Annotated in this window: 18 protein-coding genes; 1 reads left to right on the top strand and 17 read right to left on the bottom strand. The window is 69.1% G+C overall.

The genetic code is table 11. The annotated features are described in order from the left end of the window. Positions 1-157 precede the first annotated feature (157 nt). The 4 genes from AQJ27_RS16155 to AQJ27_RS16140 form a co-directional block, all read right to left on the bottom strand. Positions 158-2371 (bottom strand): peptidoglycan binding domain-containing protein, encoded by a 2214-nt coding sequence (locus AQJ27_RS16155; protein WP_067368449.1) that lies wholly within the window; start codon positions 2369-2371, stop codon positions 158-160. Positions 2372-2531: 160 nt separating this feature from the next. After that, on the bottom strand, positions 2532-2951 hold the full coding sequence (locus AQJ27_RS16150) for a DUF6113 family protein (RefSeq protein WP_067368446.1): 420 nt from the start codon (positions 2949-2951) through the stop codon (positions 2532-2534). Further along, positions 2951-3937 carry an N-acetyl-1-D-myo-inositol-2-amino-2-deoxy-alpha-D-glucopyranoside deacetylase gene (gene mshB / locus AQJ27_RS16145; protein ID WP_067368444.1) on the bottom strand — a complete coding sequence of 329 codons (987 nt, stop codon included), beginning with the start codon at positions 3935-3937 and terminating at the stop codon, positions 2951-2953. The genes AQJ27_RS16150 and mshB overlap by 1 nt, the downstream gene beginning before the upstream one ends. Positions 3938-4027: 90 nt before the next feature. Further along, entirely contained in the window at positions 4028-4222 is a 195-nt protein-coding gene (locus AQJ27_RS16140; protein WP_054228237.1) for a hypothetical protein, read from the bottom strand. Between the two features lie 176 nt (positions 4223-4398). Between AQJ27_RS16140 and AQJ27_RS16135 the strand changes: the two genes are divergently transcribed. Next, positions 4399-6528, top strand: coding sequence for a prolyl oligopeptidase family serine peptidase (locus tag AQJ27_RS16135; protein WP_067368442.1), 2130 nt, complete (start codon positions 4399-4401; stop codon positions 6526-6528). Positions 6529-6770: 242 nt separating this feature from the next. On the opposite strand, the gene AQJ27_RS16130 is transcribed toward AQJ27_RS16135, so the two are convergent. The 13 genes from AQJ27_RS16130 to AQJ27_RS16070 form a co-directional block, all read right to left on the bottom strand. Continuing rightward, positions 6771-7820 carry an ABC transporter ATP-binding protein gene (locus tag AQJ27_RS16130; RefSeq protein WP_067368439.1) on the bottom strand — a complete coding sequence of 350 codons (1050 nt, stop codon included), beginning with the start codon at positions 7818-7820 and terminating at the stop codon, positions 6771-6773. Beyond that, positions 7813-8826: an ABC transporter ATP-binding protein gene (locus tag AQJ27_RS16125; RefSeq protein ID WP_067369283.1), complete on the bottom strand. Its 1014-nt coding sequence runs from the start codon at positions 8824-8826 to the stop codon at positions 7813-7815. Before AQJ27_RS16125 ends, AQJ27_RS16130 begins: the two co-directional genes overlap by 8 nt. A gap of 5 nt (positions 8827-8831) precedes the next feature. Continuing rightward, positions 8832-9815, bottom strand: coding sequence for an ABC transporter permease (locus AQJ27_RS16120; RefSeq protein WP_067368433.1), 984 nt, complete (start codon positions 9813-9815; stop codon positions 8832-8834). Beyond that, positions 9808-10731 carry an ABC transporter permease gene (locus AQJ27_RS16115; protein ID WP_067368430.1) on the bottom strand — a complete coding sequence of 308 codons (924 nt, stop codon included), beginning with the start codon at positions 10729-10731 and terminating at the stop codon, positions 9808-9810. Before AQJ27_RS16115 ends, AQJ27_RS16120 begins: the two co-directional genes overlap by 8 nt. A gap of 74 nt (positions 10732-10805) precedes the next feature. Next, a complete protein-coding gene (locus tag AQJ27_RS16110) occupies positions 10806-12437 on the bottom strand; it encodes a peptide ABC transporter substrate-binding protein (RefSeq protein WP_067368427.1) in 1632 nt (543 codons plus the stop codon). A 141-nt stretch (positions 12438-12578) separates the two neighbouring features. After that, entirely contained in the window at positions 12579-12962 is a 384-nt protein-coding gene (locus tag AQJ27_RS16105) for a VOC family protein (RefSeq protein WP_067368423.1), read from the bottom strand. Positions 12963-13097: 135 nt separating this feature from the next. Further along, positions 13098-14243, bottom strand: a complete 1146-nt coding sequence (locus tag AQJ27_RS16100) for an ABC transporter ATP-binding protein (protein WP_067368420.1) — start codon at positions 14241-14243, stop codon at positions 13098-13100. Beyond that, positions 14236-15294 carry an ABC transporter ATP-binding protein gene (locus AQJ27_RS16095; protein WP_067368417.1) on the bottom strand — a complete coding sequence of 353 codons (1059 nt, stop codon included), beginning with the start codon at positions 15292-15294 and terminating at the stop codon, positions 14236-14238. Before AQJ27_RS16095 ends, AQJ27_RS16100 begins: the two co-directional genes overlap by 8 nt. An 11-nt stretch (positions 15295-15305) precedes the next feature. Continuing rightward, the gene (locus tag AQJ27_RS16090; protein ID WP_067368415.1) at positions 15306-16256 is read right to left on the bottom strand and encodes an ABC transporter permease; all 951 of its coding nucleotides are present in this window, start codon (positions 16254-16256) and stop codon (positions 15306-15308) included. Beyond that, positions 16249-17181 (bottom strand): ABC transporter permease, encoded by a 933-nt coding sequence (locus AQJ27_RS16085; protein WP_067368412.1) that lies wholly within the window; start codon positions 17179-17181, stop codon positions 16249-16251. Before AQJ27_RS16085 ends, AQJ27_RS16090 begins: the two co-directional genes overlap by 8 nt. A 154-nt stretch (positions 17182-17335) precedes the next feature. Then, positions 17336-18961, bottom strand: coding sequence for a peptide ABC transporter substrate-binding protein (locus tag AQJ27_RS16080; RefSeq protein ID WP_067368409.1), 1626 nt, complete (start codon positions 18959-18961; stop codon positions 17336-17338). A gap of 723 nt (positions 18962-19684) precedes the next feature. Then, the gene (typA, locus tag AQJ27_RS16075; RefSeq protein ID WP_067368406.1) at positions 19685-21592 is read right to left on the bottom strand and encodes a translational GTPase TypA; all 1908 of its coding nucleotides are present in this window, start codon (positions 21590-21592) and stop codon (positions 19685-19687) included. A gap of 181 nt (positions 21593-21773) precedes the next feature. Then, the gene (locus AQJ27_RS16070; RefSeq protein ID WP_067368403.1) at positions 21774-24041 is read right to left on the bottom strand and encodes an ABC transporter family substrate-binding protein; all 2268 of its coding nucleotides are present in this window, start codon (positions 24039-24041) and stop codon (positions 21774-21776) included. Positions 24042-24667: the final 626 nt, after the last annotated feature.

Here is a 24667-nt window from a genome sequence, read left to right as displayed (position 1 = left end):
GCGCGGGCCCGGTGCACGGCAGTGTCGGCGGTCCTGAGTGCCGGATGACAGATGTCATGTGCCAGGTCGTGCGGCGCGGTCCGGGGATCCCCGTGCTGCGACGACGGAGCCCCCGCCCGGTGCGGGCAGGGGCTCCGTTCATCCGAACGACCAGGGGTCAGCTCGCTTTGGTGTCGATGACTCCGACGCGCTCCGCCGTCGTCTTGCCGCGCAGGGCCTTGCCCAGTGCGGTGACGACGTCCTGCGGCGTGACCGCGCGCTTCCCGCCCGCGGTCTGGATCTGTACGCCGTCGAAGGTCTTGCCGTACGCCGCCTTGAGCGCCGTGAGGTCGTACGTCTCCACGAGCTTGCCGTTGACGGCCTTGAAGCCGAGGATCTTCGGCAGTGACAGGGCGCCGAACTGGATGCTGTGTGCCGCGTCGGTCTGAATGGTGACGCGGGCGGACATCGCGGGCTGGGCGAACTCCTTCATCTCCCGGTCGACCTCGGCGTTCGAGACGGTCGGCTGACGGGTCGTGGTGGCGACCTTCACCGGGGTGGAGGTGCCGGTCCCGACCTGGGCGCGGTACGCGTCCTCGACGGCCTGGGTCGAGGCCGCCACGTCGATGCCCTTGCCCGCCTTGCCGTACACGGCGACGGCCTTGCCGGACTCGAACTTGATGGTGCCGTCGCTCGCCGAACCTGAGCCGCTCGCGGTGCGCTCCAGGGCGGCCTGGAGCTTCTCCTCGTCGACGGGCATCGCCGGCTCGACGACGCGCTGCTGGCCGAACAGCGAGCCGATCACAGAGACCGGGTTGTAGTCGCTGCCCGCGGCGGCGCGGACCGTGTCCTGGGCGTTGAACTGGAGCCCGGCCTGGTCCGGCTTGAGCGAGACCGTGGTGCCGTCCACCGACAGCTGGAGCGCCTTGTTCATATTGGCCCCGAAGGCGTCGTCGAGCTTCTTGACGGCCTCGTCGCGGGTGCCGCCGCCGATGTCCACGCCGAGCACCGTGGTGCCCTTGGGGACGTCCGAGCGGTTCATCAGCAGCCCCGCGCCGTAGACGCCACCGCCGATGAACACCACGGCGACGACCAGGAGCGTCAGCTTGCTGCGGCCCTTCTTCTTGGCCGGCTTCTTCGAGGAGGCGGCGGGCTTCGGGGCCGGCTCGGGCGCCTTCGGCGGGGTGTGCGGCAGCGGTCCGTCGGTGTGCGCGCCCGGCCCGAACGGCGAGTTCTGGGCGGCGGGCACGACGGGAATGCCGCTGGTCAGGGTGTGCCCGGAGACGTTGTCCACCGGGCCGCCGTAGCCCTGGCCGCCCGGATCGGGCGCGGGCTTCTGCGGGGTGAGGATCGCGGTGTCGTCGCTGAGGCCGCCACCGGGGTATCCCGCGCCGAGGCCGGCCGTGCCGTGCCCGCCGGGGACGCCACGACCACCGGGGCCTGCGGCCAGGCTGCCCGGAGCCACGCCCGGGCCGGCCGGCGGCACCAACGGGCCGTCACCGGTGACCGGACCGCCGGTCGGGCCCGCGGGACCGCCCCGGCCGTTCTCCGAGAAGTTCTCCGCGAAGTACGGGAGGTTGTCACGGCGCGGTTCGCCACCGGGCCCCGCAGGGCCACCCGGGCCTCCGGAGCCGCCAGGGCCACCGGGCCCGCCCGGGCCTTCGCTTCCTATGGCCGGGAACGAGGCCGTGTTGCCCAGCGCCGCTGAGACGTCGAAGGAACCGGTGCCGCCGCCGTGACCGGGCGCCACGGGTCCGGCGCCGGTGGCACCGGGCAGCCCGGCACCGTTCGTACCGCCGCTCCCGGGGCGGGGCGCGTTCGCGCCGCCGGGGGCACCCGGACGCGTACCGCCGGTGCCGTTGCCACCCGGCGTGCCCGCGCCCTGCGGCGCCGCGGGACCCGTGGGTCCCGAACCTCCGGGCAGACCCGCCCCGTTGGTGGACCCGCCGCCCGGGCCGCCGCCAGGCGCACCGGACTTGCGGGGTGCGAACCAGTCGCTGGTCTTCTCTCTGGCCGGAGCACCGCCCGCGGCGGCGGCTTCGGCCGGGGTCTCGGTGGCCGTGGCCGCTGCCACGGGCGGACTCACGGCACGCTGCGCCTCCGCGGGGGCTCCCGTGGAACCGGCGGACTCGGCGGGCGACTCGGCGTCCCCGACCGGTGTGCGCACGACGACCGGCGGGATGGGCCGCGATCCGGGGATGTTGATCCGGATCCGTGTCGTCAGCGTGGTCTCGGTCTTGCGCTCCTCCGGCGGGGTGCCGCCGGCCGAACGGCCCGCATCGGCACCGTTTTCGGAAACCATGGGGGTCCCGTAGGGGGGCGTCCCCGACGGGTACGCGGCTCCACCGCGCCCGTTGGGCCCGGAGGACGAACTGTCAGTTTCACGACTCAAGGCAGGTTCTCCCGGTTGGCTCCGCCGCCCGTTTACTCGACCTCATCTCGGGCAGCTCGGCGGCGCGCACCACCATACTGGCCGCATTCGGCGCGCAAACCTCGCCCGCCCAGGAAACTCGCACGGGACCCGCACCTGTCCTGTACGGCGAAGTGGTACGTCACTTCCCAAGTCGGACGGCGGAGTCGTGCGGTTGCCGCCCCAAACCAAGCGTGGCGCACATCACAGCCACGGCCATCCCGCCGAGCAGGAAAAGGTAGGAACCGAATCCCGCGCCGAAGAAGAAGTCCCCTTCCGGGCGGGTGGAGGTGAGCAGAACGACCGCGATCATCCAGCCCGCCGCGGGCGCGACGGCGCCGGCCCGGGAGCCGGTCGCCCGCGATCCGCCCAGGAAGAGTCCGGCCGCGCCGACCAGGGCGAGCAGCAACCCGCCCGGGAACCAGGCGGCCTGTACCAGCGTTCCGGCGGCTCCGACCACCGCGCCGAGCAGGAACAGGCCCAGGTGGGCCACGATCCGCCCGGCCGAGGGCCGCGGCAGCGGCTGGGCGAGCGCACTCCCCCGCTGTCCCGACATGCTCATCACGCGTCCGCCTTTCCCTGCTCGGTCCCCATGGATCTCTGCCCGGTCCCCGCGGAACCCTGTTCGGTCTCCGTGGATCCCTGCCCGGCCTCCGTGGACCCCCGTTCGATCCCCGCGAAGAGGTCGGTCTCACGACCGGGTCCCGCGCGCTCCCCGCGCACCAACTCGTAGTACTCGGTGGTGAACAGCGGTTGCGCGAGTGCGTTCGACAGCGCGAACCAGGGCTCGGCCACCTCGATCTGGGTGGCGTGCGCCCGCATGGCGGCGGCCTTCGCGGCGGCGTACGCGGTCCCGTCGATCGCGGTGGTGACCGCCGTGTCGTCGACCACGCCGGGTACGTCGGCCACGGCGGCGGAGTGCTCGAAGGGCAGTCCGGGCAGGGCCTCGCGCAGCCGTCGGAAGCCCTCCTCGACGACGGAGCGCGGGGCGCGGTTCCAGTAGACCTTGGTGATCTCCCAGGGCGCGCCGAGGTCGGGGCGGACGGTGGGGTCCGCGGCCAGCTCGACGGCGCGCACGGCGACGCGGTGGGCCTGGATGTGGTCCGGGTGTCCGTAGCCCCCGTCGGGGTCGTAGGTGACGAGCACCTGGGGTCGGACCTCGCGGATCACCTCGACCAGGTACTCCGCGGCCTCGTCGACGTCGGCGGACCAGAAGGCGCCCGCGCGGTGGTTCTGCTCCAGGCCCATCATCCCGGAGTCGCCGAAGCGCCCGGGACCGCCGAGGAAGCGGTGGTCGGTGACCCCGAGCTCCTTCGTGGCGGCGGCCAGCTCACCGATCCGGTGCGGGCCGAGCCCGCCCTCGCGGTCGGGCGCGAGATGCGCCAGTTCGGGCGGGATGACCTCGCCCTCCTCGCCGAGGGTGCAGGTCACCAGCGTCACATGGGCGCCCTCGGCCGTGTACCTGGCCATGGTCGCGCCATTGTTGATCGACTCGTCGTCCGGGTGCGCGTGCACCAGGAGCAGACGCCGGTCGGGCAGTTCCGTCATGGAACCCACCCTACGAGGCGCCCGGCCCACCGCCGAGGCGGGCACGGGTCGTGGCACCGAAGCTCCCCGTCAAGAACGTGAAGCGCCCCGTCAGAACTTGAAGCTGCCGATCATGTCCGCGACGTTCGTCGTCAGGTCGCTGATCGTGGGGGCCATCGTCGAAGAGGCGAGATAGAAGCCGAACAGGACACACACGACCGCATGGCCGGCCTTCAACCCGGACTTCCTGACCAGGATGACGACGATGATCGCCAGCAGCACCACCGCCGAAATCGAGAGTGCCACGGCGGCTCACCTCCAAAGATCCCAGGGACATGGGGGGTCGGACATGGGGGTCGGTAAATCCATACAGCGGCCAGCGGGTTCATACCCACACACCGCCAGTGATCATAACTATCCATACGCGCGCATCGATCGGCGCACGGCCGCACAAGGGGGCGCATGGCCAATATGGTCAAGGCATGACGACCGAGCCTCTCTCCTTCCCCCGCCGGTACGCCCGGACGCAGCGCTTCACCCTCGGTGCGCCCCGCGCGTTCACCGTCTCCCCGGACGGTTCCCGGGTGGTGTTCCTGAGGTCCTCCTCCGGTACGGACCGGGCGAATCAGCTGTGGGTCCTCGATGTCGCGGAGGGGCAGGAGCGCGTCGCGGCCGACCCGCGGGCGCTGCTCGGCGGCGCCACGGAACGCCTGTCGGCGGCGGAGCGGGCGCGCCGCGAGCGCAGTCGCGAGGGCGGCGCGGGGATCGTCGGCTATGCCACGGACACGGCGGTCGAGCTGGCCTCTTTCGCCTTGTCAGGGCGGCTTTTCACGGCGGAGCTGCGAGCCGGTACGGCACGTGAACTCCGGGTCCCGGGACCGGTGATCGACCCGCGCCCCTCGCCCGACGGACGGCTCGTCGCGTATGTCCGCGGGGGCGCCCTGCGGGTCGTCGGCGCCGAGGGGGACGGCGACCGGGCGCTCGTGGAGCCGGAGTCCGGTGCGGATTCGGGGACGGTTTCCTATGGATTGGCTGAGTTCATCGCGGCCGAGGAGATGGGGCGTTCGCGCGGTTTCTGGTGGTCTCCGGAAGGGGACCGACTGCTGGTCGCGCGGGTCGACGACGCGCCCGTGCGGCGCTGGTGGATTTCCGATCCCGCACAACCGGAACGCGCTCCGCAGCAGGTCGGCTACCCGGCCGCCGGAACGGACAATGCGGACGTAAGGCTCTTCGTGGTCAGCCTCGACGGGGTGCGCACCGAGGTGGTCTGGGACCGTGCGCACTACCCGTACCTGGCGCATGTGCACTGGTCAGCGGCGGGCGCGCCACTGGTTCTGGTGCAGGCGCGGGACCAGCGCAGTCAGCTGTTCCTGGCCGTCGACCCGGACACCGGGGCGACCCGGATGGTGCACGCCGACGAAGATCGACAATGGCTGGATCTTTTCCCTGGTGTGCCGTGCTGGAGCCCCGCGGGACAGCTCGTACGAATCGCCGACGAGGGCGGGGCACGGGTCCTGGCCTTCGGCGAACGCCCGTTCACGGGACCGCAGTTGCATGTGCGCGCGGTGCTGGACGTCTCGGACGACGACGTGTTGATCTCGGCGTCGGCCGGCGAGGCGGCGACCGCCCCGGAGACGGGCGAGGTGCATGTCTACCGCGTCAACGAGCTCGGTGTCGAGCGTCTCTCCCAGGAACCCGGCGTGCACGCGGCGGTGCGCGGCGGGGGCGTGACCGTGCTGGTCTCCTCGGTACCGGACCGGCCGGGAGCTCAAGTGCAGGTGCTGCGGGAGGGAAAGCGGACGGCGACTGTCACGTCGTATGCCGAAAGTCCCGGTCTGTCCCCGCGCGTGACACTCACCGAGGGGGGCGCACGGAAAATCCCATGCGCCCTGCTTATGCCTACTGACTACGACGGTGTCACTCCCCTCCCCGTCCTCATGGACCCCTACGGCGGTCCGCACGGCCCCCGGGTGCTGGCCGCGCACAACGCGCACCTCACCTCGCAGTGGTTCGCCGACCAGGGCTTCGCGGTGGTCGTCGCCGACGGCCGCGGCACCCCCGGCCGCTCCCCCGCCTGGGAGAAGGCGGTCCGCGACGACTTCACGCTCACCCTCGACGACCAGATCGACGCGCTGCACGGCCTCGCGGAGAGGTTCCCGCTGGATCTGTCCCGGGTGGCGATCCGGGGCTGGTCGTTCGGCGGCTGGCTCGCGGGGCTCGCCGTGCTGCGCCGCCCCGACGTCTTCCACGCGGGCATCGCGGGCGCCCCGGTCACCGACTGGCGGCTGTACGACACCCACTACACGGAGCGCTACCTCGGCGATCCGGCGGCGGCCGCGGAGGCGTACGCGAAGAGCTCGCTGATCACGGACGACGGACTGTCCGCGCCCGCCGAGCCGCACCGGCCGCTGATGATCGTGCACGGCCTCGCGGACGACAACGTGGTGGTCGCGCACGCCCTGCGGCTCTCCTCGGCGCTCCTGGCCGCGGGCCGCCCGCACGAGGTGCTGCCCCTGTCGGGCGTCACCCACATGACCCCGCAGGAACAGGTCGCGGAGAACCTGCTCCTCCTCCAGGTGGACTTCCTGCGGCGCGCTCTGCGACTGGGCTGAGTGGAAAAAATTCCACAGAGCACCGCAACCATCAATTGAGGAACCCCGACGAAACACCAGCCAGGTCCGCGAGAGCGGCGCCGGCTTAGGCGCAAAAAAGGTGGGCCGGGGCGACATGGCGCGCCCCGGCCCATCTACGGCACCCGCACGGCCGTACGCTGATTACCTTGACGCGTCCGTATATCGGTGCCGCTTCGGCCAAGTTGCCTGCGTGTTAACGAAGTTCGTCAGCATTTGCGGGGTTATGTCGCCTGCTCGGGCGGTTCCTCCGGCGGTACGACCCGTTTCTCCTCGGCGAAATGACAGGCCGAGTCGTGCGCCGCCGGGCCCTCCACGAAGCGGAACTCCTCGGGCACCGCGAGCGGCGGCACCTCCCGCGCGCAGCGCTCCTGGGCCTTCCAGCAGCGGGTGCGGAAGCGGCAGCCGGAGGGGATGTTCGCCGGGGAGGGCACGTCTCCGGCGAGGATGATCCGCTCCCGGCGTTCGCGGGCCTCCGGGTCGGGGACGGGCACGGCGGAGAGCAGGGCCTGGGTGTACGGGTGTGTCGGGTGGTCGTAGATCTCGGCGTCCCTGCCGGTCTCCACGATCCGTCCGAGGTACATCACGCCGACCCGGTCGGAGATGTGCCGCACGATGGAGAGGTCGTGCGCGATGAAGACGTAGCTCAGGTCGAACTCGTCCTGGAGCCGCTCCATCAGGTTGATCACCTGCGCCTGCACCGAGACGTCGAGCGCCGAGACGGGCTCGTCGGCGACGATGATCTCGGGGCGCAGCGCCAACCCCCGTGCGATGCCGATGCGTTGGCGCTGACCGCCGGAGAACTGGTGTGGGTAGCGGTTGATGTACTCGGGGTTGAGGCCGACCACGTCCAGCAGGTCCTGGACGCGTCTCCTGCGGTCGCCCTTGGGCGCGACCTCGGGGTGGATCTCGTAGGGCTCCCCGATGATGTCGCCGACGGTCATGCGCGGGTTGAGCGAGGTGTACGGGTCCTGGAAGACCATCTGGATGTTGCGGCGTACGGCCTTGAGCGCCCTGCCGGACAGTTTGGTGATGTCCTCGCCCTTGTACTTGATCGTCCCGTCCGTCGGTTTCTCCAGGTTGACCAGCATTCTGGCGACCGTCGACTTGCCGCAGCCGGATTCGCCGACGATGCCGAGGGTCTCGCCCGCGGCGAGTTCGAAGTCGACTCCGTCGACGGCCCTGACCGCGCCGATCTGCTTCTTGAAGAGGATCCCCCGCGTCAGCGGGTAGTGCTTGACCAGGCCGCTGACCTCCAGGATCGCCTCAGCCATCGAGGCACTCCCGCCAGAAGAAGCAGGCGCTGGTGCGGACTCCGGCTTCCTGGTCCCCCGCTGCACGGTCCACGCCTTCACGGTCCACCTCGAACAGCGGCGGCACCTCGGTGCGGCAGATGTCCTGGGCCATCGGACAGCGCGGGTTGAAGGCGCAGCCGGGCGGGATGTGCATCAGGTTGGGCGGCAGGCCCTTGATCGCGTAGAGCTCCTGGCCCTTCTGGTCCAGGCGCGGGATCGACTCCAGGAGGCCCTTGGTGTACGGGTGGGCGGGGGCCTTGTAGATGTCGTGGACCGGCGCGGACTCGACGATCCGGCCCGCGTACATGACGGCGATCCGGTCGGCGACGTCCGCGACGACGCCGAGGTCGTGGGTGATGAGGATGAGCCCCATGTCGAGCTCGCGCTGCAGCTCGGCGAGCAGGTCCATGACCTGGGCCTGGACGGTGACGTCGAGGGCGGTGGTCGGCTCGTCGGCGATGATCAGGGCGGGCTCCAGGGCCAGCGCCATGGCGATCATGATGCGCTGGCGCATACCGCCGGAGAACTGGTGCGGATAGTCGCGCACCCGGTCGGCGGCGGCCGGGATGCGCACCCGGTCCATCAGCTCGATCGCCTTGGCGCGGGCGTCCTTGCGGGACATCCCGCGGTGCACGGTGAACATCTCGCCGAGCTGGTCGCCGACGCTGAGCACGGGGTTGAGGGAGGACAGCGCGTCCTGGAAGATCATCGCCATCTCGGCGCCGCGGACCTTGCGCCGCTCGTCCTCCTTGAGCTTCAGCAGGTCCCGGCCCTGGAAGAGGATCTCGCCGCCGGTGATCCGCCCGGGCGGCATGTCGAGGATGCCCATCACGGCCTGCGCGGTGACGGACTTGCCGGAGCCGGACTCGCCGAGGACGGCGAGCGTCTCGCCCTCGTCCACGCCGTAGTCGACCCCGTTGACGGCCTTGGCGACACCGTCCCGGGTGCGGAACTCCACGTGCAGATCCCGTACTTCGAGCAGCACGGCCGTCACCTCAGCTTCGGGTCGAGGGCGTCGCGCACCGCGTCGCCGAGCATGATGAACGCGAGCACGGTGATCGCGAGGGCGCCGGCGGGCCACAGCAGCATGTGCGGGGCCGTGCGGATGTAGGCGGAGGCCGAGGAGATGTCGATGCCCCAGCTGACCGTGGGGGGCTTCAGGCCGACGCCGAGGTAGGAGAGCGTCGCCTCCAGCGCGATGTAGGTGCCGAGCGCGATGGTGGCGACGACGATGACCGGCGCGACGGCGTTGGGGGTGATGTGCCGGAGCATCAGGCGGGAGTTCGAGGCGCCGAGGGCGCGGGCGGCCTGGACGTAGTCGTTCTGCTTGATGGTGATGACGGAGCCGCGCGCGATGCGAGAGATCTGGGGCCAGCCGAGCAGCACCATGAACCCGATGACCGGCCAGATGGTGTTGCTGGTCACCACGGACAGGAGGACCAGGCCGCCGAGCACGACGGGGATCGCGAAGAAGATGTCGGTGATCCGGGACAGGAACGAGTCGCCCACTCCGCCGAAGAACCCGGCGAGCCCGCCGAGCACCGAGCCGAGGATCGCGACGCCGAGGGTGGCGCAGACGCCGACGCTGATCGACACGCGGGTCCCGTACACCACCCGTGTGTAGACGTCGCAGCCCTGCCCGTCGAACCCGAAGGGATGTCCCGGCTGCGAGCCTTCCTGGGCCTTGGCGAGGTCGCACTTGAGGGGGTTCTGGGTGGCGATCAGCGAGGGCCACAGGGAGATGACGACCAGGAAGAGGATGAGGAGCCCGGAGACGATGAAGACGGGGTTGCGCCGCAGATCGCGCCAGGCGTCGGACCACAGGCTCCTGGGCTTCTCCTGAGGGCCCGTGCCCTCGGGGCCGCCGGGCGTCCGCTCCAGGGTGGCGCCCTCGCTCGTGGCGAGGTCCATGGCGCCGCCCGCGCCGGTCGCGGCGATGGCGCCCTCGCGCTGGTACGGCGGCTGCTCAGGCATAGCGGATCCTCGGGTCGAGTACGGCGTAGAGGAGGTCGACGAGCAGGTTGGCGACCAGGAACACGAGCACGAGGACGGTCACGAAGCCGACCACGGTCTGGGTGTTCTGCCGCACGATCCCCTGGTAGAGCTGGTAGCCGACGCCGTGGATGTTGAAGATCCGCTCGGTGACGATCGCGCCGCCCATGAGCGCGCCGATGTCCGTGCCGATGAAGGTGACCACGGGGATCAGCGAGTTCCGCAGCAGGTGCTTGGTGATCACCCGGTGCCGGGGCAGGCCCTTGGCGACGGCTGTCCGGACGTAGTCGGACCGCTTGTTCTCGGCGATGGAGGTCCGGGTGAGCCGGGTGACGTAGGCGAGGGAGACGGAGGCGAGGACCAGTCCGGGCACGATCAGTTCGCCGAAGGTGGCGTCCGTGGAGACCGAGGGTCTGATCCAGCCCCACTCGACACCGAACAGCAGTTGCAACAGCAATCCGGTGACGAAGGTCGGGATCGAGATGACGACGAGGGTGAGCAGCAGGACACCGGTGTCGATCGGCCGGCCGCGGCGCAGCCCGGTGACGACGCCCAGCAGGATGCCGATGACGACCTCGAAGAGGATCGCGACGATCGTCAGCCTGATGGTGACGGGGAAGGCGTCGGCCATCAGCTCGGTGACCGGCTGCCCGGTGAAGGCGGTGCCGAAGTCGCCGGTGAAGACATTGCCCATGTACGTGAGGTATTGCTGCCACAGCGGCTTGTCGAGGCCGAACTCCTTGCGCAGCTGGGCGGCGGTGGCGGGGTCGCACTGCCGCTCGCCGCACAGGCCCGCGATGGGGTCGCCCATCACGTTCACCATCAGGAAGATCAAGAGCGTGGCGCCGATGAAGACCGGGATCATCTGGAGCAGACGCCGGATCACATACCGTCCCATGAGGGCTCCGGAGGTAGTACGGGGCCCACGCCCGGGTTCGCTTCAGCAACCCGGGCGTTCACCCCGTGGACGGCTCAGCTGACCTTGATCTCGTTGTAGACGGGCACGCTGAACTGGTTGAGCGCCACGCCCGAGATCCTGTCCGAGTAGCCCGCGCTGCCGTTCTGGTACCAGAGCGGGATGGCGGCCATGTTGTCCCGTACGACCCCTTCGGCCTGCTGGAAGAGCTGGATGGCCTTGGCCTTGTCGGTCTCGGCGTTCGCCTGGTCGACGAGCTTGTCGAAGTCCTTGTTGGACCACTTGCCGTCGTTGGAGGAGGCGTTCGTGTAGTACAGCGGCTGCAGGAAGTTCTGGATCAGCGGATAGTCCATCTGCCAGCCGGCCCGGAACGGACCCGGCATCTTGTGCTGCCCGATCTGGTTGCGGAAGTCGGCGAAGGTGCCGATCGGGTTGCCGACGCAGGCCTTGTCGTTGCCCAGCGCGTTGTTGATGGAGTTGCAGACGGCGTCGATCCACTCCTTGTGGGAGCCGCTGTCCGCGTTGTACGAGATCTTGATCTGGCCGCCGGGCAGTCCGCCGCCGTCCTGGATCATCTTCTTCGCCTGCGCGGGGTCGTACCGGCACGAGGCGCCGCACAGTCCGTCCTGGAAGCCGCCGGCCGCGCCGAGCACCGGTGAGGTCCAGTCGGAGGCCGGGGTGCGGGTCTTCTGGAAGATCGTGGTGGTGATCTGGTCCCGGTTGATCGCCATGGACAGGCCCTTGCGGACGTTCTCCATGCCGCTCTTGTCCCAGGCCTTGTCGTAGAAGGGGAAGGCGATGGTCTGGATGATGCCGGCCGGGGTGTTGATGTACCGGCCGCCGAGGTCGCTCTTCACGTGCTTGAGCTGGGCGGCGGGCACGTCGTCGACGAGGTCGAGGTTGCCCGCCATCAGGTCGGTGTAGGCGGTGTTGTTGTCGGTGTAGACCTTCAGGTCCACCCCGCCGTTCTGCGCCTTGTCCGCCCCCGGGTACGCGTCCCACTTCCGCAGGGCCATCGTCGAGCCCTTGGTGTACGAGTCGACGGTGTAGGGCCCGTTGCCGACCGGCTTCTTCAGCCAGGCCGCGTGGTCGCTGAAGAACGCCTTGGGCAGCGGTGCGAACGCCACGTAGCCGAGGGTGTCGGGGAAGGTCGAGAACTTCTGGTTGAGCTTGACGGTGAAGGTGTGGGGGCCGGTGACCTTCAGCCCCGACAGCGTGTTCGCGCTCTGCGTTCCCGTCTCGGGGTGGACCTTGTCGTAGCCCTCGATGTACCCGAAGAAGTACGCGTTCTTCTGGTTGTTCTTGAGACTGGCCCCGTAGTTCCAGGCGTCCACGAAGGACTGCGCGGTGACGGGCTCCCCGTTGCTGAACGTCCAGCCGTCCTTGACGGTGATCGTGAAGTTCTGCGAGTCCGAGGTGTCGATCTTCTGCGCCAGCATGTTCTGGGCCGCGCCGGTCTTGGCGTCGTACCGCTTCAGACCCCGGAAGATCATGTCGAGGACCTTGCCGCCCTGCACCTCGTTGGTGTTGGACGGCTCCAGCGGGTTCTGCGGGTCCCCCCAGGAGGAACTGAGCACGCCGGACGCGCCGCCGCTGCCACCGCCTCCCCCGCCGCCTCCGCAGGCCGTCGCCACGAGGACCACCGCCGCCGCGCCCACGGCCCATGTGGCGTGCGTCGCTCCACGCATGGAGTGCCTCCCAGAGTGCGGTGCCGCCAGCGCCGCGGCGCTGTTCCATTACCGGCCAATATCAACCGGTAACGCACATACCGCACATTCAGGCCACCCGTACGTGGAGTCACACACCCCTGGGTGTCGACGCGACCTGCGTCAGGCGCGCGCCACCAGCTCCACCTCGAAGCCGTCCGCGTCCTCCAGATACGCGGCGCAGTGCTCCGGACCGCCCGCGTGCGGATAGCGGTCCGGGAAGAGGGGTGACCAGCCGTGGCGGGGTGCCTCGGTCACGAGCCGGTCGAGTTCGGCGCGGTCCTGCACGTGGAAGGCGAGGTGGTTCAGGCCGGGGCGCAGACGGTCGTGGGAGTCCGCCGTCAGCGCGGGCGACCGCTCGACGACGAGATAGGTCTCGCCCCGGCGCCAACTGCGGCCGTGCGGCCACTCCTGGTACGGCTCACAGCCCAGGCTCTCCAGCAGCCATCCCCAGGAGCGGACCGCGCGCTCCAGGTCCGGCACCCACAGTTCGACGTGATGCAGCATCTTCCCCCACCCGACCCCGGCCCGACCCTCGCCCGATCTTCCCCCACCCGTTCCTGCCCCACCCGAAAAAGCCGGTTCCCGGCACCGCGGTGGCGGTGCCGGGAACCGGCCTGTCGATCACGGGACGCGTGGCGCTCAGGCCGCGTGCACGACGTTCTTCTCCTCGGCGAAGTGGCACGCCGACTCATGGGCCGCAGGCGAGTCCACGCCCATGAACACCTCGGGCACCGCGAGGAGCGGGGTCTCCACGGAGCACTTGTCCTGGGCCTTCCAGCAGCGGGTGCGGAAGCTGCAGCCCGACGGCGGGTTGGCCGGGGACGGCACGTCACCGGTCAGGATGATCCGCTCGCGGTGCTCACGGGCCTCCGGGTCCGGCACCGGCACGGCCGACAGCAGCGCCTGGGTGTAGGGGTGCGTCGGGTGGTCGTAGATCTGCTCGTCGCTGCCGATCTCCGCCATCTTGCCGAGGTACATCACGCCGACCCGGTCCGAGATGTGCCGGACGATCGACAGGTCGTGCGCGATGAAGAGGTAGGACAGGTTGAACTCGTCCTGGAGCCGCTCCATCAGGTTGATGACCTGCGCCTGCACCGACACGTCGAGCGCCGACACCGGCTCGTCGCAGATGATGATCTCGGGGTTGAGCGCGAGACCGCGGGCGATACCGATGCGCTGACGCTGACCGCCCGAGAACTGGTGCGGGTAGCGGTTGATGTACTCGGGGTTGAGGCCGACCACGTCCAGCAGTTCCTGGACCTTGCGCCGCCGGTCGCCCTTCGGAGCCACCTCGGGGTGGATGTCGAAGGGCTCACCGATGATGTCGCCCACCGTCATACGGGGGTTGAGCGAGGTGTACGGGTCCTGGAAGACCATCTGGATGTTGCGGCGTACGGCCTTCAGGGCGCGCCCGGACAGCTTGGTGATGTCCTGGCCCTTGTAGAAGATCTCGCCCGCGGTGGCCCGCTCCAGGTTCATCAGGAGCTTGGCCACGGTGGACTTGCCACAGCCGGACTCGCCCACGATGCCCAGCGTCTCGCCCTGGTGCAGATCGAAGGAGATACCGTCGACGGCCTTCACCGCGCCGATCTGCCGCTTGAACAGGATGCCCTGGGTGAGCGGGAAGTGCTTCTTCAGGTTGCGCACCTGAAGGATCGGCTCGCCACGGTCCACCGGCGCCTCGATCGCGGCGACCGCCTCCGTCTCGGAGTGGGCGTCGACGACCTCCACGTCGGAGACGTTCGGGGTGGCCTCCTGCTCGTCGTTCTTGCTGAGCTCAGCCATGGATCGTCTCCTTCCAGAAGTGGCAGGCCGAACCGCGGCCGACCAGCTCGGTGCCGTCCTGCTCGCTCACCGGGAGCAGTGCCGGCACGTCGGTGCGGCAGATGTCCTGGGCCTTGGGGCAGCGCGGGTTGAACGCGCAGCCGGTCGGAATGCGCAGCAGGTTGGGCGGCAGCCCCTTGATCGCGTACAGCTCCTGGCCCTTCTGGTCCAGGCGCGGGATCGAGTCCAGCAGACCCCGCGTGTACGGGTGCGCGGGGCGCTTGTACAGCTCGTGGACCGGGGCGCGCTCCACGATCCGGCCCGCGTACATCACGGCGATCTTGTCCGCGACGTCGGCGACGACGCCGAGGTCGTGGGTGATCAGGATCAGGCCCATGTTGTACTCGCGCTGAAGGTCCGCGAGCAGGTCCATGACCTGGGCCTGGACCGTCACGTCGAGCGCCGTGGTGGGCTCGTCCGCGATGATCAGGTCCGGTTCCAGGGCCAGCGCCATCGCGATCATGATGCGCTGGCGCATACCGCCCGAGAACTGGTGGGGGTAGTCGTTCACGCGAGCCGCGGCGGCCGGGATCTTCACCCGGTCCATCAGCTCGATCGCCTTGGCCTTGGCCTCCTTCTTGGAGAGGCCCTGGTGCACCCGGAACATCTCGCCGAGCTGGTAGCCGACGGACAGGACCGGGTTGAGCGAGCTGAGCGCGTCCTGGAAGATCATGGCGATCTTCTGGCCGCGGATCTTGCGGCGCTCCTCGCCGGACATCTTGAGCATGTCCTGGCCGCGGAAGAGGATCTCGCCCTGCGGGATCCTCGCCGGCGGCATGTCGAGGATGCCCATGATCGCCTGCGCGGTCACGGACTTGCCGGAGCCGGACTCGCCGAGCACGGCGAGGGTCTCGCCCGCGCTGACGCTGTAGTTGACGCCGTTGACCGCCTTGGCCACGCCCTCGCGGGTGTGGAACTCGACGTGCAGGTCACGCACTTCGAGCAGCGGCCCGTCGTCGGCGCCGCCCTTACGCGGGGCGGGCACCGGGACTGAGTCTTCGATGATGGTCACGTACGCCTCCCTCAGCGCAGCTTCGGGTCGAGGGCGTTACGGACGGCCTCACCGAGCATGATGAACGCCAGCACCGTGATGCTGAGCATGATCGACGGGTACAGCATGATCCACTGCGCCACGCGGATCTGGTTGCCGCCGTCGGAGATGTCGTTGCCCCAGGACACGCCGTTGAGGCCGAGTCCGAGGAAGGACAGGGTCGCCTCGGCGGAGATGTAGACACCGAGCGAGATGGTGGAGACGACGATCACGGGGGCGAGGGTGTTCGGCAGGATGTGCCGGAACATGATCCGCGGGGTGCTCGCACCCAGGGCCTTGGCCGCGTGAACATAGTCGGCCTGCTTGGTGGTGATCACCGCGCCGCGCATCACGCGGGCGATCTGCGTCCAGCCGAAGGCGGCCAGCGCGCCGATGACGACCCAGGTCGTGCGGTCCGGGAAGGAGGTCAGCACGACCATGGTGGCGAGCAGGAACGGGATGCCGAAGAAGACGTCCGTCAGACGCGACAGGATCGAGTCGACGATGCCGCCGAAGTATCCGGCGATCATGCCCATCAGGCCGCCCACGACCGTCACCGCGAGGGTGGTGCCGAAGCCCACGGCCACGGAGGCCCGGGTGCCGTAGATGGTACGGGCGTAGACACTGCGGCCCTGCTGGTCGTAGCCCAGCCAGTCCGCGGAGAACACATGGCCCAGCTTCGGCTTCTGCAGGAAGTGCTTGGCCAGATCGCCCTTGATCGGGTCGGTGTCGGTGAACAGCCCCGGGAAGAAGGTGATGGTCAGCAGCAGCAGGATCAGCACCGCCGAGACACCGAAGATCCAGCTGTGCCGGAGGTCGTTCCAGGCGTCGCCCCACAGGCTGCGGGACTTCTCCGGCTTGGCCGCGGGGGCAGCCACCGGGGTGGTGGCCCCACCGTCGGTCGCCACCGCCGTCTGGACGTCGGTCTTGGTCACGTCAGGCATAGCGAATCCTCGGGTCCAGGACCGCGTACAGCAGGTCGACGAGCAGGCTGGCGAGGAGGTAGACCAGCACCAGGATGGTCACCAGGCCGACGAGCGTGGTGCCTTCGCGCCGCACGATGGACTGGTAGATCGTGCCGCCGATGCCCTGGATGTTGAACAGGCCCTCGGTGACGACGGCTCCACCCATCAGCGCGCCGATGTCGGTGCCCAGGTAGGTGATCACGGGGATCAGCGAGTTGCGCATGAGGTGGACACCCACCACACGACGCCGCGGCAGGCCCTTGGCGATGGCCGTACGGATGTAGTCGGCGCGCAGGTTCTCGGCGACCGACGTACGGGTGAGCCGGGTCACATAGGCCAGTGAGGCGGTCGCGAGGACGAACGCCGGCATCAGCAACTCGTTGTAGTTCGTGGAGTCGTTCACGTTCGGCGGCAGCCAGTTGAGCTGGAAGGCGAAGACGACCTTCAGGATGAAGCCGAGAACGAACACCGGAACGGAGATCAGCAGCAGCGAGACCAGCAGGATCGCGTTGTCCGCGAACCGCCCGGCGCGCATACCCGCCCAGATGCCCAGGGCGATGCCCAGGACGACCTCGATGGCGAAAGACAGCGAGGCGAGGCGAAGGGTCACAGGGAACGCCTCGCTGAGGACGTCCGTGACAGGGCGGCCGCTCGCGATCTGCGTGCCGAAGTCGAAGTGAAGGATCATGTCCTTCATGTAGTGGTAGTACTGCACCAGGATCGGCTGGTCCAGGCCGTACTGATGTCTCAGTGAGGCGATGACGGCAGGGCTTCCGCCCTTGTCGCCGAACAGGCCTCGCACGGGGTCGCCGGGCAGGGCGTAGACCATGAGAAAGATCAGCAGGGTTGTCCCGATGAAGACCGGGATCATCTGGAGCAGTCGTCGTGCGACGTAGCGCCCCATCGTGCCTCCATGTAGTTACTACGACGACAGCCGACGGGCCCTTTCCTTGCGCACCCCTGAACGATGCGCATGGAAAGGGCCCCCCGGCCGCTGCCGTCCCACCGGGTGCGGCGCACAAGGCGGCGCCGCACCCGGGATCACGGGCTGATTGCGGTTACTTCTTGACCTGAACGCCGGTCAGGATCGGGTCGCCGTCCTGGGCGTACTCGACGCCGGTGACCTTGTCCGAGTAGCCCGCGTTGACCTTGTAGTACCAGAGCGGAATGCTCGGCATGTAGTTGACGAGCTCCTTCTCGATGTCCTGGTACTTCTTCTCCGAGTCCGCGAGGGAGCTGGCGGAGTCGGCCGCGGCGATGTCGGCGTCGATCTTCTTGTTCGAGAACCCGCTCGTGTTGCCGTCCGACTTGGTGCCGAACAGGTCACGGATGAAGTTCGCGTTCATCGGGAAGTCGAGCACCCAGCCACTGCGGTACATGGACTTGACCGAGTGCGCGTCACGCGCGTCCAGGTCGGCCTGGAAGTCGGCCTTGGAGTCGCCGGAGCACTTGACACCGGTGGCGTTGGTGATCGAGTTGCAGACCGCCTCCACCCACTCCTTGTGACCGCCGTCAGCGTTGTACTGGATGGTCATGGCGTTGCCCGGGACGCCGCCGCCGTCCTTGATGAGCTGCTTCGCCTTGGTCGGGTTGTACGTGAAGACGTCACCGCCGACGTTCGGCTCGTAGCCGAGCACACCCTTCGCGACCCAGCCCGTGGCCGGCTCACGGGTGCCCTGGAGCACCGTCTTGGTGATGGTGGCGCGGTCGATCGCCATCGACAGGCCCTGCAGGACCTTCGGGTTGATGTCCTTCCACTGCTTGGTGTAGAAGGCCGGCGTGATCGTCTGGATCGCCGAGTACGCCTTGTCCACCGCGCGGCTGCCGAGGTCCGACTTGTAGACCGGCAGGTCCTTCGGGGCGACCTGACGCAGAACGTCGACGTTGCCCGACTTCAGGTCCTCGTAGGCCGTCTCCAGGTTGGTGTAGTTCTTGAAGAGCACACCACCGTTCTTGGCCTTGTCCGGACCCTGGTAGCCGTCGAACTTGGCGACCTCGATCTGCTTCTTGTGCGCCCAGCTGACGAACTTGTACGGGCCGTTGCCGATCGGGTGCTCACCCGCGGCCTTCGGGTCCTTGTAGAAGGACTCGGGCAGCGGCGAGAAGACCTCGTAGCCGAGCTTGTAGACGTAGTAGGGGATCGCCTTGGAGAGCGTGATCGTGAAGGTGCTGTCGTCGACGACCTTCAGACCGGACATCTCCGTGGCCTTCGGCTTGCCCTTCGCCGGGGCGACGTCGTCGTAGCCCGCGATGTCGGAGAACCAGAAGCTGTTGGTCTGCTTGTTCGCCGGGGCGGCGGCCCAGTTCCACGCCTTGACGTAGGACGTGGCGGTCACCGGCGTGCCGTCGTGGAACTTCCAGCCCGACTTCAGCTTGACCGTGTAGGTCTTGTTGTCCTTCGTGTCCACCGACTGCGCGTTCACGTAGACGATGTTGCCCTTGTCGTCGTAGCTCACGAGCTGCGAGAAGAGCGACTTGATGACAATGCTGCCGTTGGACTCCATGGTGTTGGCCGGCTGCAGCGGGTTCTGCGGCTCGCCCACCTCGACCGAGAACTTACCGGCCGGGTCGACGGCGGCCTTGCTGTCGCTGCCCTTGTCGCCACCGCCACCACCACAGGCGGTCGCTCCCAGCGCCACAACCGCGGCTATCGCGACCCACTTGGCGCTCTTGGCACCGCGCATGGGTTCCTCCTCATGAGTCCATTGGTTCACCGCAAAAGGGAGCACTAGTCACACTGCCGACACTCGGGACGGAGAAAGTGCTGGTGCCCCCTGCGCTCGCAAGCCGACGCCACCTGAAGGCGTATGGCCCGTTGGTCCGAGCTCTACGCGCCTAACTATCTGCCATGGGCCAGAGCCCGACCACACTCACAAGGTCTCGGTTCGATCACACCTGTCGCCTACTTCTTCCAAAATCCGGACAAAGGGTTTGCTGAAAGATCCCTGCGAAACGGACTTGTTACACATCTATCGGTCTCGACCGTCCGCATTGCGGACGCTCGGAGCGAAAAAAGGGGTTGCGGCTATCGTGGCCGTCATGTGGGGGTGCCATCGGCGTGCCCACCCACCCCGGACCGGCGGAGGCAACTGCCCCGTTTCGCGGTCAACGGGCTTCCATGACAAGGCCGTTCGCTGATCCAGCGGGTTCGTCCCCGACGGTGTGATCACGACGCCGAGACGCGCCGTGCGGCCGGGACCCACGTGACTGCAGGGTAGTGGGAACCGGCCATTTTGGAGGGCTCCTCCTCCGTAATGAAGGGTTTTCCCTACCCTCCCCTCGCTCTGCGCCCTATCGCAGCCCCGTACGTCAGCGCAAACCGCGCGTCACGCTCGGCGCGCCCCCCCCCAACGCAACGGGCACCCCGCGAATGCGAGGTGCCCGAAATCACTGCGGAACGGCCGAGGTCAGCCGTGCTTGGCCCGGCTGGCGCTGCGACCGCGCTCCTTCTGGTCCAGGACGACCTTGCGGATACGCACGGCCTCCGGGGTCACCTCGACGCACTCGTCGTCGCGGCAGAACTCCAGGGACTGCTCAAGGGAGAGCTTGCGCGGCGGCACGATCGCCTCGAACGAGTCGGCGGCGGCGGAGCGCATGTTGGTGAGCTTCTTCTCCTTGGTGATGTTCACGTCCATGTCGTCGGCACGCGAGTTCTCGCCGACGATCATGCCCTCGTACACCTCGGTGCCGGGGTCGGTGAACAGCACACCGCGCTCCTGGAGGTTCGTCATCGCGAACGCGGTGACGGCACCGGCGCGGTCGGCGACCAGCGAACCGTTGTTCCGGGTCGTCAGGGTGCCGAACCACGGCTCGTGGCCCTCGTGGATGGAGTGGGCGATGCCCGTGCCGCGCGTGCCGGTCAGGAACTCGGTCCGGAAGCCGATGAGGCCGCGGGAGGGCACGACGAACTCCAGGCGGACCCAGCCGGAGCCGTGGTTCGACATGTTGTCCATACGGCCCTTGCGGACGCCCATGAGCTGCGTGACCGCGCCCATGTGCTCCTCGGGCACGTCGATCGTCATGCGCTCGACCGGCTCGTGGACCTTGCCGTCGATCATCTGGGTGACCACCTGCGGCTTGCCGATGGTCAGCTCGAAGCCCTCGCGGCGCATCTGCTCCACCAGGATGGCGAGCGCGAGCTCACCACGGCCCTGGACCTCCCAGGCGTCCGGACGCTCGGTGTCCAGCACCCGCAGGGAGACGTTACCGACCAGCTCGCGGTCGAGGCGGTCCTTGACCTGGCGGGCGGTGACCTTGCGGTCCTTGACCGCGGCCTTGGCGGTGGCGCCCTTGCCGGTGCCGCCGCGGCCGACCAGCGGCGAGGTGTTCGTGCCGATGGTCATCGAGATGGCCGGCTCGTCGACCGTGATCAGCGGCAGCGCGATCGGGTTCTCGGGGTCGGCAAGCGTCTCGCCGATCATGATGTCCGGGATACCGGCGACCGCGCAGATGTCACCCGGGCCCGCCTTCTCGGCCGGCTTGCGGGTGAGCGCCTCGGTCATCAGCAGCTCGGTGATGCGGACGTTGGACATCGTGCCGTCGCGCTTGATCCACGTGACGGTCTGGCCCTTGCGCAGCTCGCCCTGCTCGACGCGGAGCAGCGCGATACGGCCGAGGAAGTTGTCGGCGTCCAGGTTGGTGACGTGCGCCTGGAGCGGGGCGGACTCGTCGTAGGACGGGGCCGGGACGGACTCCAGGATCGTGGTGAAGAACGGCTCCAGGTTGTCGCTGTCCTGCGGGACCGTGCCGTTCTCCGGCTTGGTCAGGGAGGCGACGCCGTCACGCGCACACGCGTAGACGATCGGGAACTCGATCTGGTCCTCGTCGGCGTCGAGGTCGAGGAAGAGGTCGTACGCCTCGTTCACGACCTCGTCGATGCGCGAGTCGGGACGGTCCGTCTTGTTGATGCACAGGATGACGGGCAGGCGGGCCTGCAGCGCCTTGCGCAGCACGAAGCGGGTCTGCGGCAGCGGGCCCTCGGAGGCGTCGACGAGGAGGACGACCGCGTCCACCATCGACAGACCGCGCTCGACCTCGCCACCGAAGTCGGCGTGGCCCGGGGTGTCGATGATGTTGATGGTGATGACCTCACCACCATCCTTCGGGTGGTACTTCACGGCCGTGTTCTTGGCCAGGATCGTGATGCCCTTCTCACGCTCCAGGTCGTTCGAGTCCATCATGCGGTCGTCAAGCGACTCGGCGGCGTGCGCGGCGAAGGCACCGGCCTGCTTGAGCATGGCATCGACCAGGGTGGTCTTGCCATGGTCGACGTGGGCGACGATGGCGACGTTGCGGATGTCGTGGCGCGTGGCCATATTGAGGCGCTTCTCCCGGAGTGAGTGGACGGCCTGCGCGTACGTCAGTGCTACGCGGACCCTGCCGGGCTGGACACGCCACGGCCTTACCCCATGGTACGTGGCCTTGACGGGCACGGCCTCCGCGGGCTAGTCCGCGGAGGCCGTGGGCGACGCCGATCGCCCTTCCTGCCTGCCCTTCCTACCTGTCCTTCTGGGTTGCCGTTCCCCCCTGCGCGCCCTTCTTCAAGAAGCCCATGTCCTCATAGAGGGGAGTCTGGAACCCGAAGGCGCCGGCGTTGGCGAGGTCCAGGCGGGTGGCCGTGAGCTGGGGGCGCTGATAGAGGGGAATCGATCCGGCGGCGGCCCAGATCCGGGCGTCGGCCTTGCGGACCAGGGCACGCGACTCGTCCTCGTCCAGCGTCGCGATGGCCTGGTCGAAGAGCTGGTCGACCTGGTCGGTGCCGACCCGGGTGTAGTTCTGCTCGACGGCGAGGGAGCCGTCGGCGGCCGGGACCGGCTTCGCGTAGATCGGGCGGGCGTCGGTGGCGGGGAAGGCCGAGGCGGGCCAGGAGTACAGCGCCAGGTCGTACTGGCCCGAGGCGATGTGGTCCTTGAAATAGCTGTCGTCCGGCACCCTGGACGTCTCGGTACGGATGCCGATGCTCTCCAGCATCCGCGAGATCTGGTCGGCGACCGTGCGCAGCGAGTCCGAACCGGGACCCGAGGGCAGGACGAAGCGCAGGGTCAGCGCCTTGCCGTCCTTGGCGAGCGCGCCGGCCGCGGCGCCCGCCGGGGCGGCCGTGCCCTTGGGCGCGTAGGCGCCGGGCGCCCCGCCCTGCCGGTTGTCCTTGGGGGCGTACTGCCTGCCGTCGACATCCTTGCCTGCCTCGTCGCCCGCGTGCTGCTTCTCGTCCTTCTTCCCGTGCTTCTCGTCCTTCCCCTGCTTCGCGGCGTGGTCCTTCGGGTCCTTCTTGTCCCGGTCGGCCTCGCCGTTCTTGTCGTCCTCGCCGACGATGAACGTTCCGTCGTCCGAGTCGGGGTCGGAGTCCGCCTTCTTGCCCTCGGGCCCGGCCGCCTTGTCCTTGTCCTTCTTCTGCTGCTGTTGCTGCTCGTTCACCGGTCCCCCGGGCACCCACCCGGCATCCGCCAGCAGCGCCTGCGCCTCCTTGGTGTCCTGACCGCCGAGCGCGCCGCTGTTGTCGGCGTAGTCCGGCTGGCCGGAGAGCGCGAGGTGGCTGCCGACCGGGACGGCGGGCAGGCCCAGCGGGCCCAGGACGATCTTGGCGAGTTCGTCGCGGTTGATCGCGCGGGCGACGGCGCGGCGGACGCGCTCGTCGGCGAGCGGGCCCTCGGAGCCGTTCAGGGCCAGCTGGGTGTAGGCGGGCTCCAGGGACTTGCGGACCACGAAGTCGCGCAGGGACGTCTGCTGACGGGCGTACGTCGCGCTCGCCGTGCGCTGCTTCTTGCGGGCCTTGATCTCGTCCGACGCGGCCTGCTCGTCGGAGCCGTGCGCGACCGCCCAGGAACGCAGCGCTTTCGCGGGTGTGAGCGCGGAGCCCGGTCCCTGCAACGGGGCGGGCCCCTTGTCGCGGGCGGCGAGCGTGATCCGGCCGGCCTCTTCGGGGTCGATCTCGGCCAGGTCGACCTTGTCGGCGCCGAGCGCCTCGGCCCGCTTGTCGCGCGGGACGGCGACCAGCGCGATCTCGGAGAGCTTGGCGGGGCGGCCCCACCAGTGCGGGTTGCGGGTGAGGAGGACCTGGCCGTCCTTGTGGTCGATCTTCTGGAGGGCGAAGGGGCCCGCGGTGGCCTGGAGCTTGGTGCGCGTCCCGTCGTTGAAGGCGTCCGCGGTGCCCATCGCGTCCTTGGGGTACAGCGGTGAGAAGAGCGACTTCCAGTCGGCGTAGGGGCGACTGAAGGTGACGCGGACCTCCAGGTTGCTCTTGCCCTGCTCGATCTTCTCGATGCGGTCGTAGCCGGCGTTGCGGGCCGTCCAGTACGCGCTGTCCTTGCCGGACAGGGCGCGCCACTGGGCGGCGAAGTCGGCGGCGCCGATCTCGCGGCCGTCGCTCCAGACCGCCTGCTGGTTGAGCTTGTAGAGCACGACCTGCTTGGGCTCGGTCTCGACGATCTTGGCCGATTCGAGGTAGTCGGGGTTGAGCTGGGGGGTGCCGTTCGGGTCGAGGCGGTACAGGGAGGGCAGTACGGCGCCGGCGATCCGGGAGGTGCCGGCGTCGGCGTCCGCCTGGAAGGTGTTGAGGGTCTGCGGTACGGCGTCCACCGCCCAGCGGAGGGTGCCGCCGTCCGCGATCCGGTCGCGGGTCGCGGGTGCGATGTCCTGCGCGGCAAGGGGCTTGGCGACCTCGTCGTCGGCACTGCACGCGGCGAGGGCGGGTACCGCGAGCGCGCCCGCGGTGAGGAACGCGACCGAGCGCATCACCGCGCGCAGTCCGACGCCGTCGTGGGACATCACTGCAACCTCCGGTGGGGAGAACGGAGCCGGATCTGATCACTTTTGGCGGTATATACGGTTGATCAGATGTATGCGCCCACTGAAGGGGAGGGGGAGCGTGGGGGCGCGGCGACACGACGGGGAGCGCCCAGAACCCCACCCATCCGGCCCAACGTTTCCTCGCCCCCGCCGCCCCTACCCGTCCCATCCCTGGGGGCTCCACCCCCAGACCCCCGCATCGGCCTGAACGACCTCGTCCTCAAACGCCGGACGATCCGAGGCTTTCAGGGGCGCGGGGAACTGCGCGACCAGCCCCCACCAGCCGTCAGCCAAAGAACCTCGGGCGGGCGGGGCATGCGGGGCGAAGCCCCCGCCTCAGGGGCGCGGGGAACTGCGCGACCAACCCCCACCAGCCGTCAGCCAAAAAACTTCGGGCGGGCGGGGCATGCGGGGCGAAGCCCCCGCCTCAGGGGCGCGGGGAACTGCGCGACCAACCCCCACCAGCCGTCAGCCAAAGAACCTCGGGCGGGCGGGGCATGCGGGGCGAAGCCCCCGCCTCAGGGGCGCGGGGAACTGCGCGGCCCGCCCCCACCCACCCGCAGCCGAACAGGGATCCGCGGCGCAGCCCCGTCGCAGGGCTCGGA

Source organism: Streptomyces olivochromogenes (assembly GCF_001514115.1).
Classification (GTDB): domain Bacteria; phylum Actinomycetota; class Actinomycetes; order Streptomycetales; family Streptomycetaceae; genus Streptomyces; species Streptomyces olivochromogenes.
Note: the sequence above shows the minus strand (reverse complement) of the source record. Positions and strands in the feature narration are given on the sequence as shown.

Coding starts and splice junctions, on each gene's coding strand:
- AQJ27_RS16070 (WP_067368403.1), bottom strand. CDS start 24,041: ATGTCCCACGACGGCGTCGGACTGCGCGCGGTGATGCGCTCGGTCGCG.
- AQJ27_RS16100 (WP_067368420.1), bottom strand. CDS start 14,243: ATGGCTGAGCTCAGCAAGAACGACGAGCAGGAGGCCACCCCGAACGTC.
- AQJ27_RS16135 (WP_067368442.1), top strand. CDS start 4,399: ATGACGACCGAGCCTCTCTCCTTCCCCCGCCGGTACGCCCGGACGCAG.
- AQJ27_RS16110 (WP_067368427.1), bottom strand. CDS start 12,437: ATGCGTGGAGCGACGCACGCCACATGGGCCGTGGGCGCGGCGGCGGTG.
- AQJ27_RS16085 (WP_067368412.1), bottom strand. CDS start 17,181: ATGGGGCGCTACGTCGCACGACGACTGCTCCAGATGATCCCGGTCTTC.
- AQJ27_RS16105 (WP_067368423.1), bottom strand. CDS start 12,962: ATGCTGCATCACGTCGAACTGTGGGTGCCGGACCTGGAGCGCGCGGTC.
- AQJ27_RS16130 (WP_067368439.1), bottom strand. CDS start 7,820: ATGGCTGAGGCGATCCTGGAGGTCAGCGGCCTGGTCAAGCACTACCCG.
- AQJ27_RS16090 (WP_067368415.1), bottom strand. CDS start 16,256: ATGCCTGACGTGACCAAGACCGACGTCCAGACGGCGGTGGCGACCGAC.
- typA (WP_067368406.1), bottom strand. CDS start 21,592: ATGGCCACGCGCCACGACATCCGCAACGTCGCCATCGTCGCCCACGTC.
- AQJ27_RS16120 (WP_067368433.1), bottom strand. CDS start 9,815: ATGCCTGAGCAGCCGCCGTACCAGCGCGAGGGCGCCATCGCCGCGACC.
- AQJ27_RS16080 (WP_067368409.1), bottom strand. CDS start 18,961: ATGCGCGGTGCCAAGAGCGCCAAGTGGGTCGCGATAGCCGCGGTTGTG.
- AQJ27_RS16115 (WP_067368430.1), bottom strand. CDS start 10,731: ATGGGACGGTATGTGATCCGGCGTCTGCTCCAGATGATCCCGGTCTTC.
- AQJ27_RS16150 (WP_067368446.1), bottom strand. CDS start 2,951: ATGAGCATGTCGGGACAGCGGGGGAGTGCGCTCGCCCAGCCGCTGCCG.
- mshB (WP_067368444.1), bottom strand. CDS start 3,937: ATGACGGAACTGCCCGACCGGCGTCTGCTCCTGGTGCACGCGCACCCG.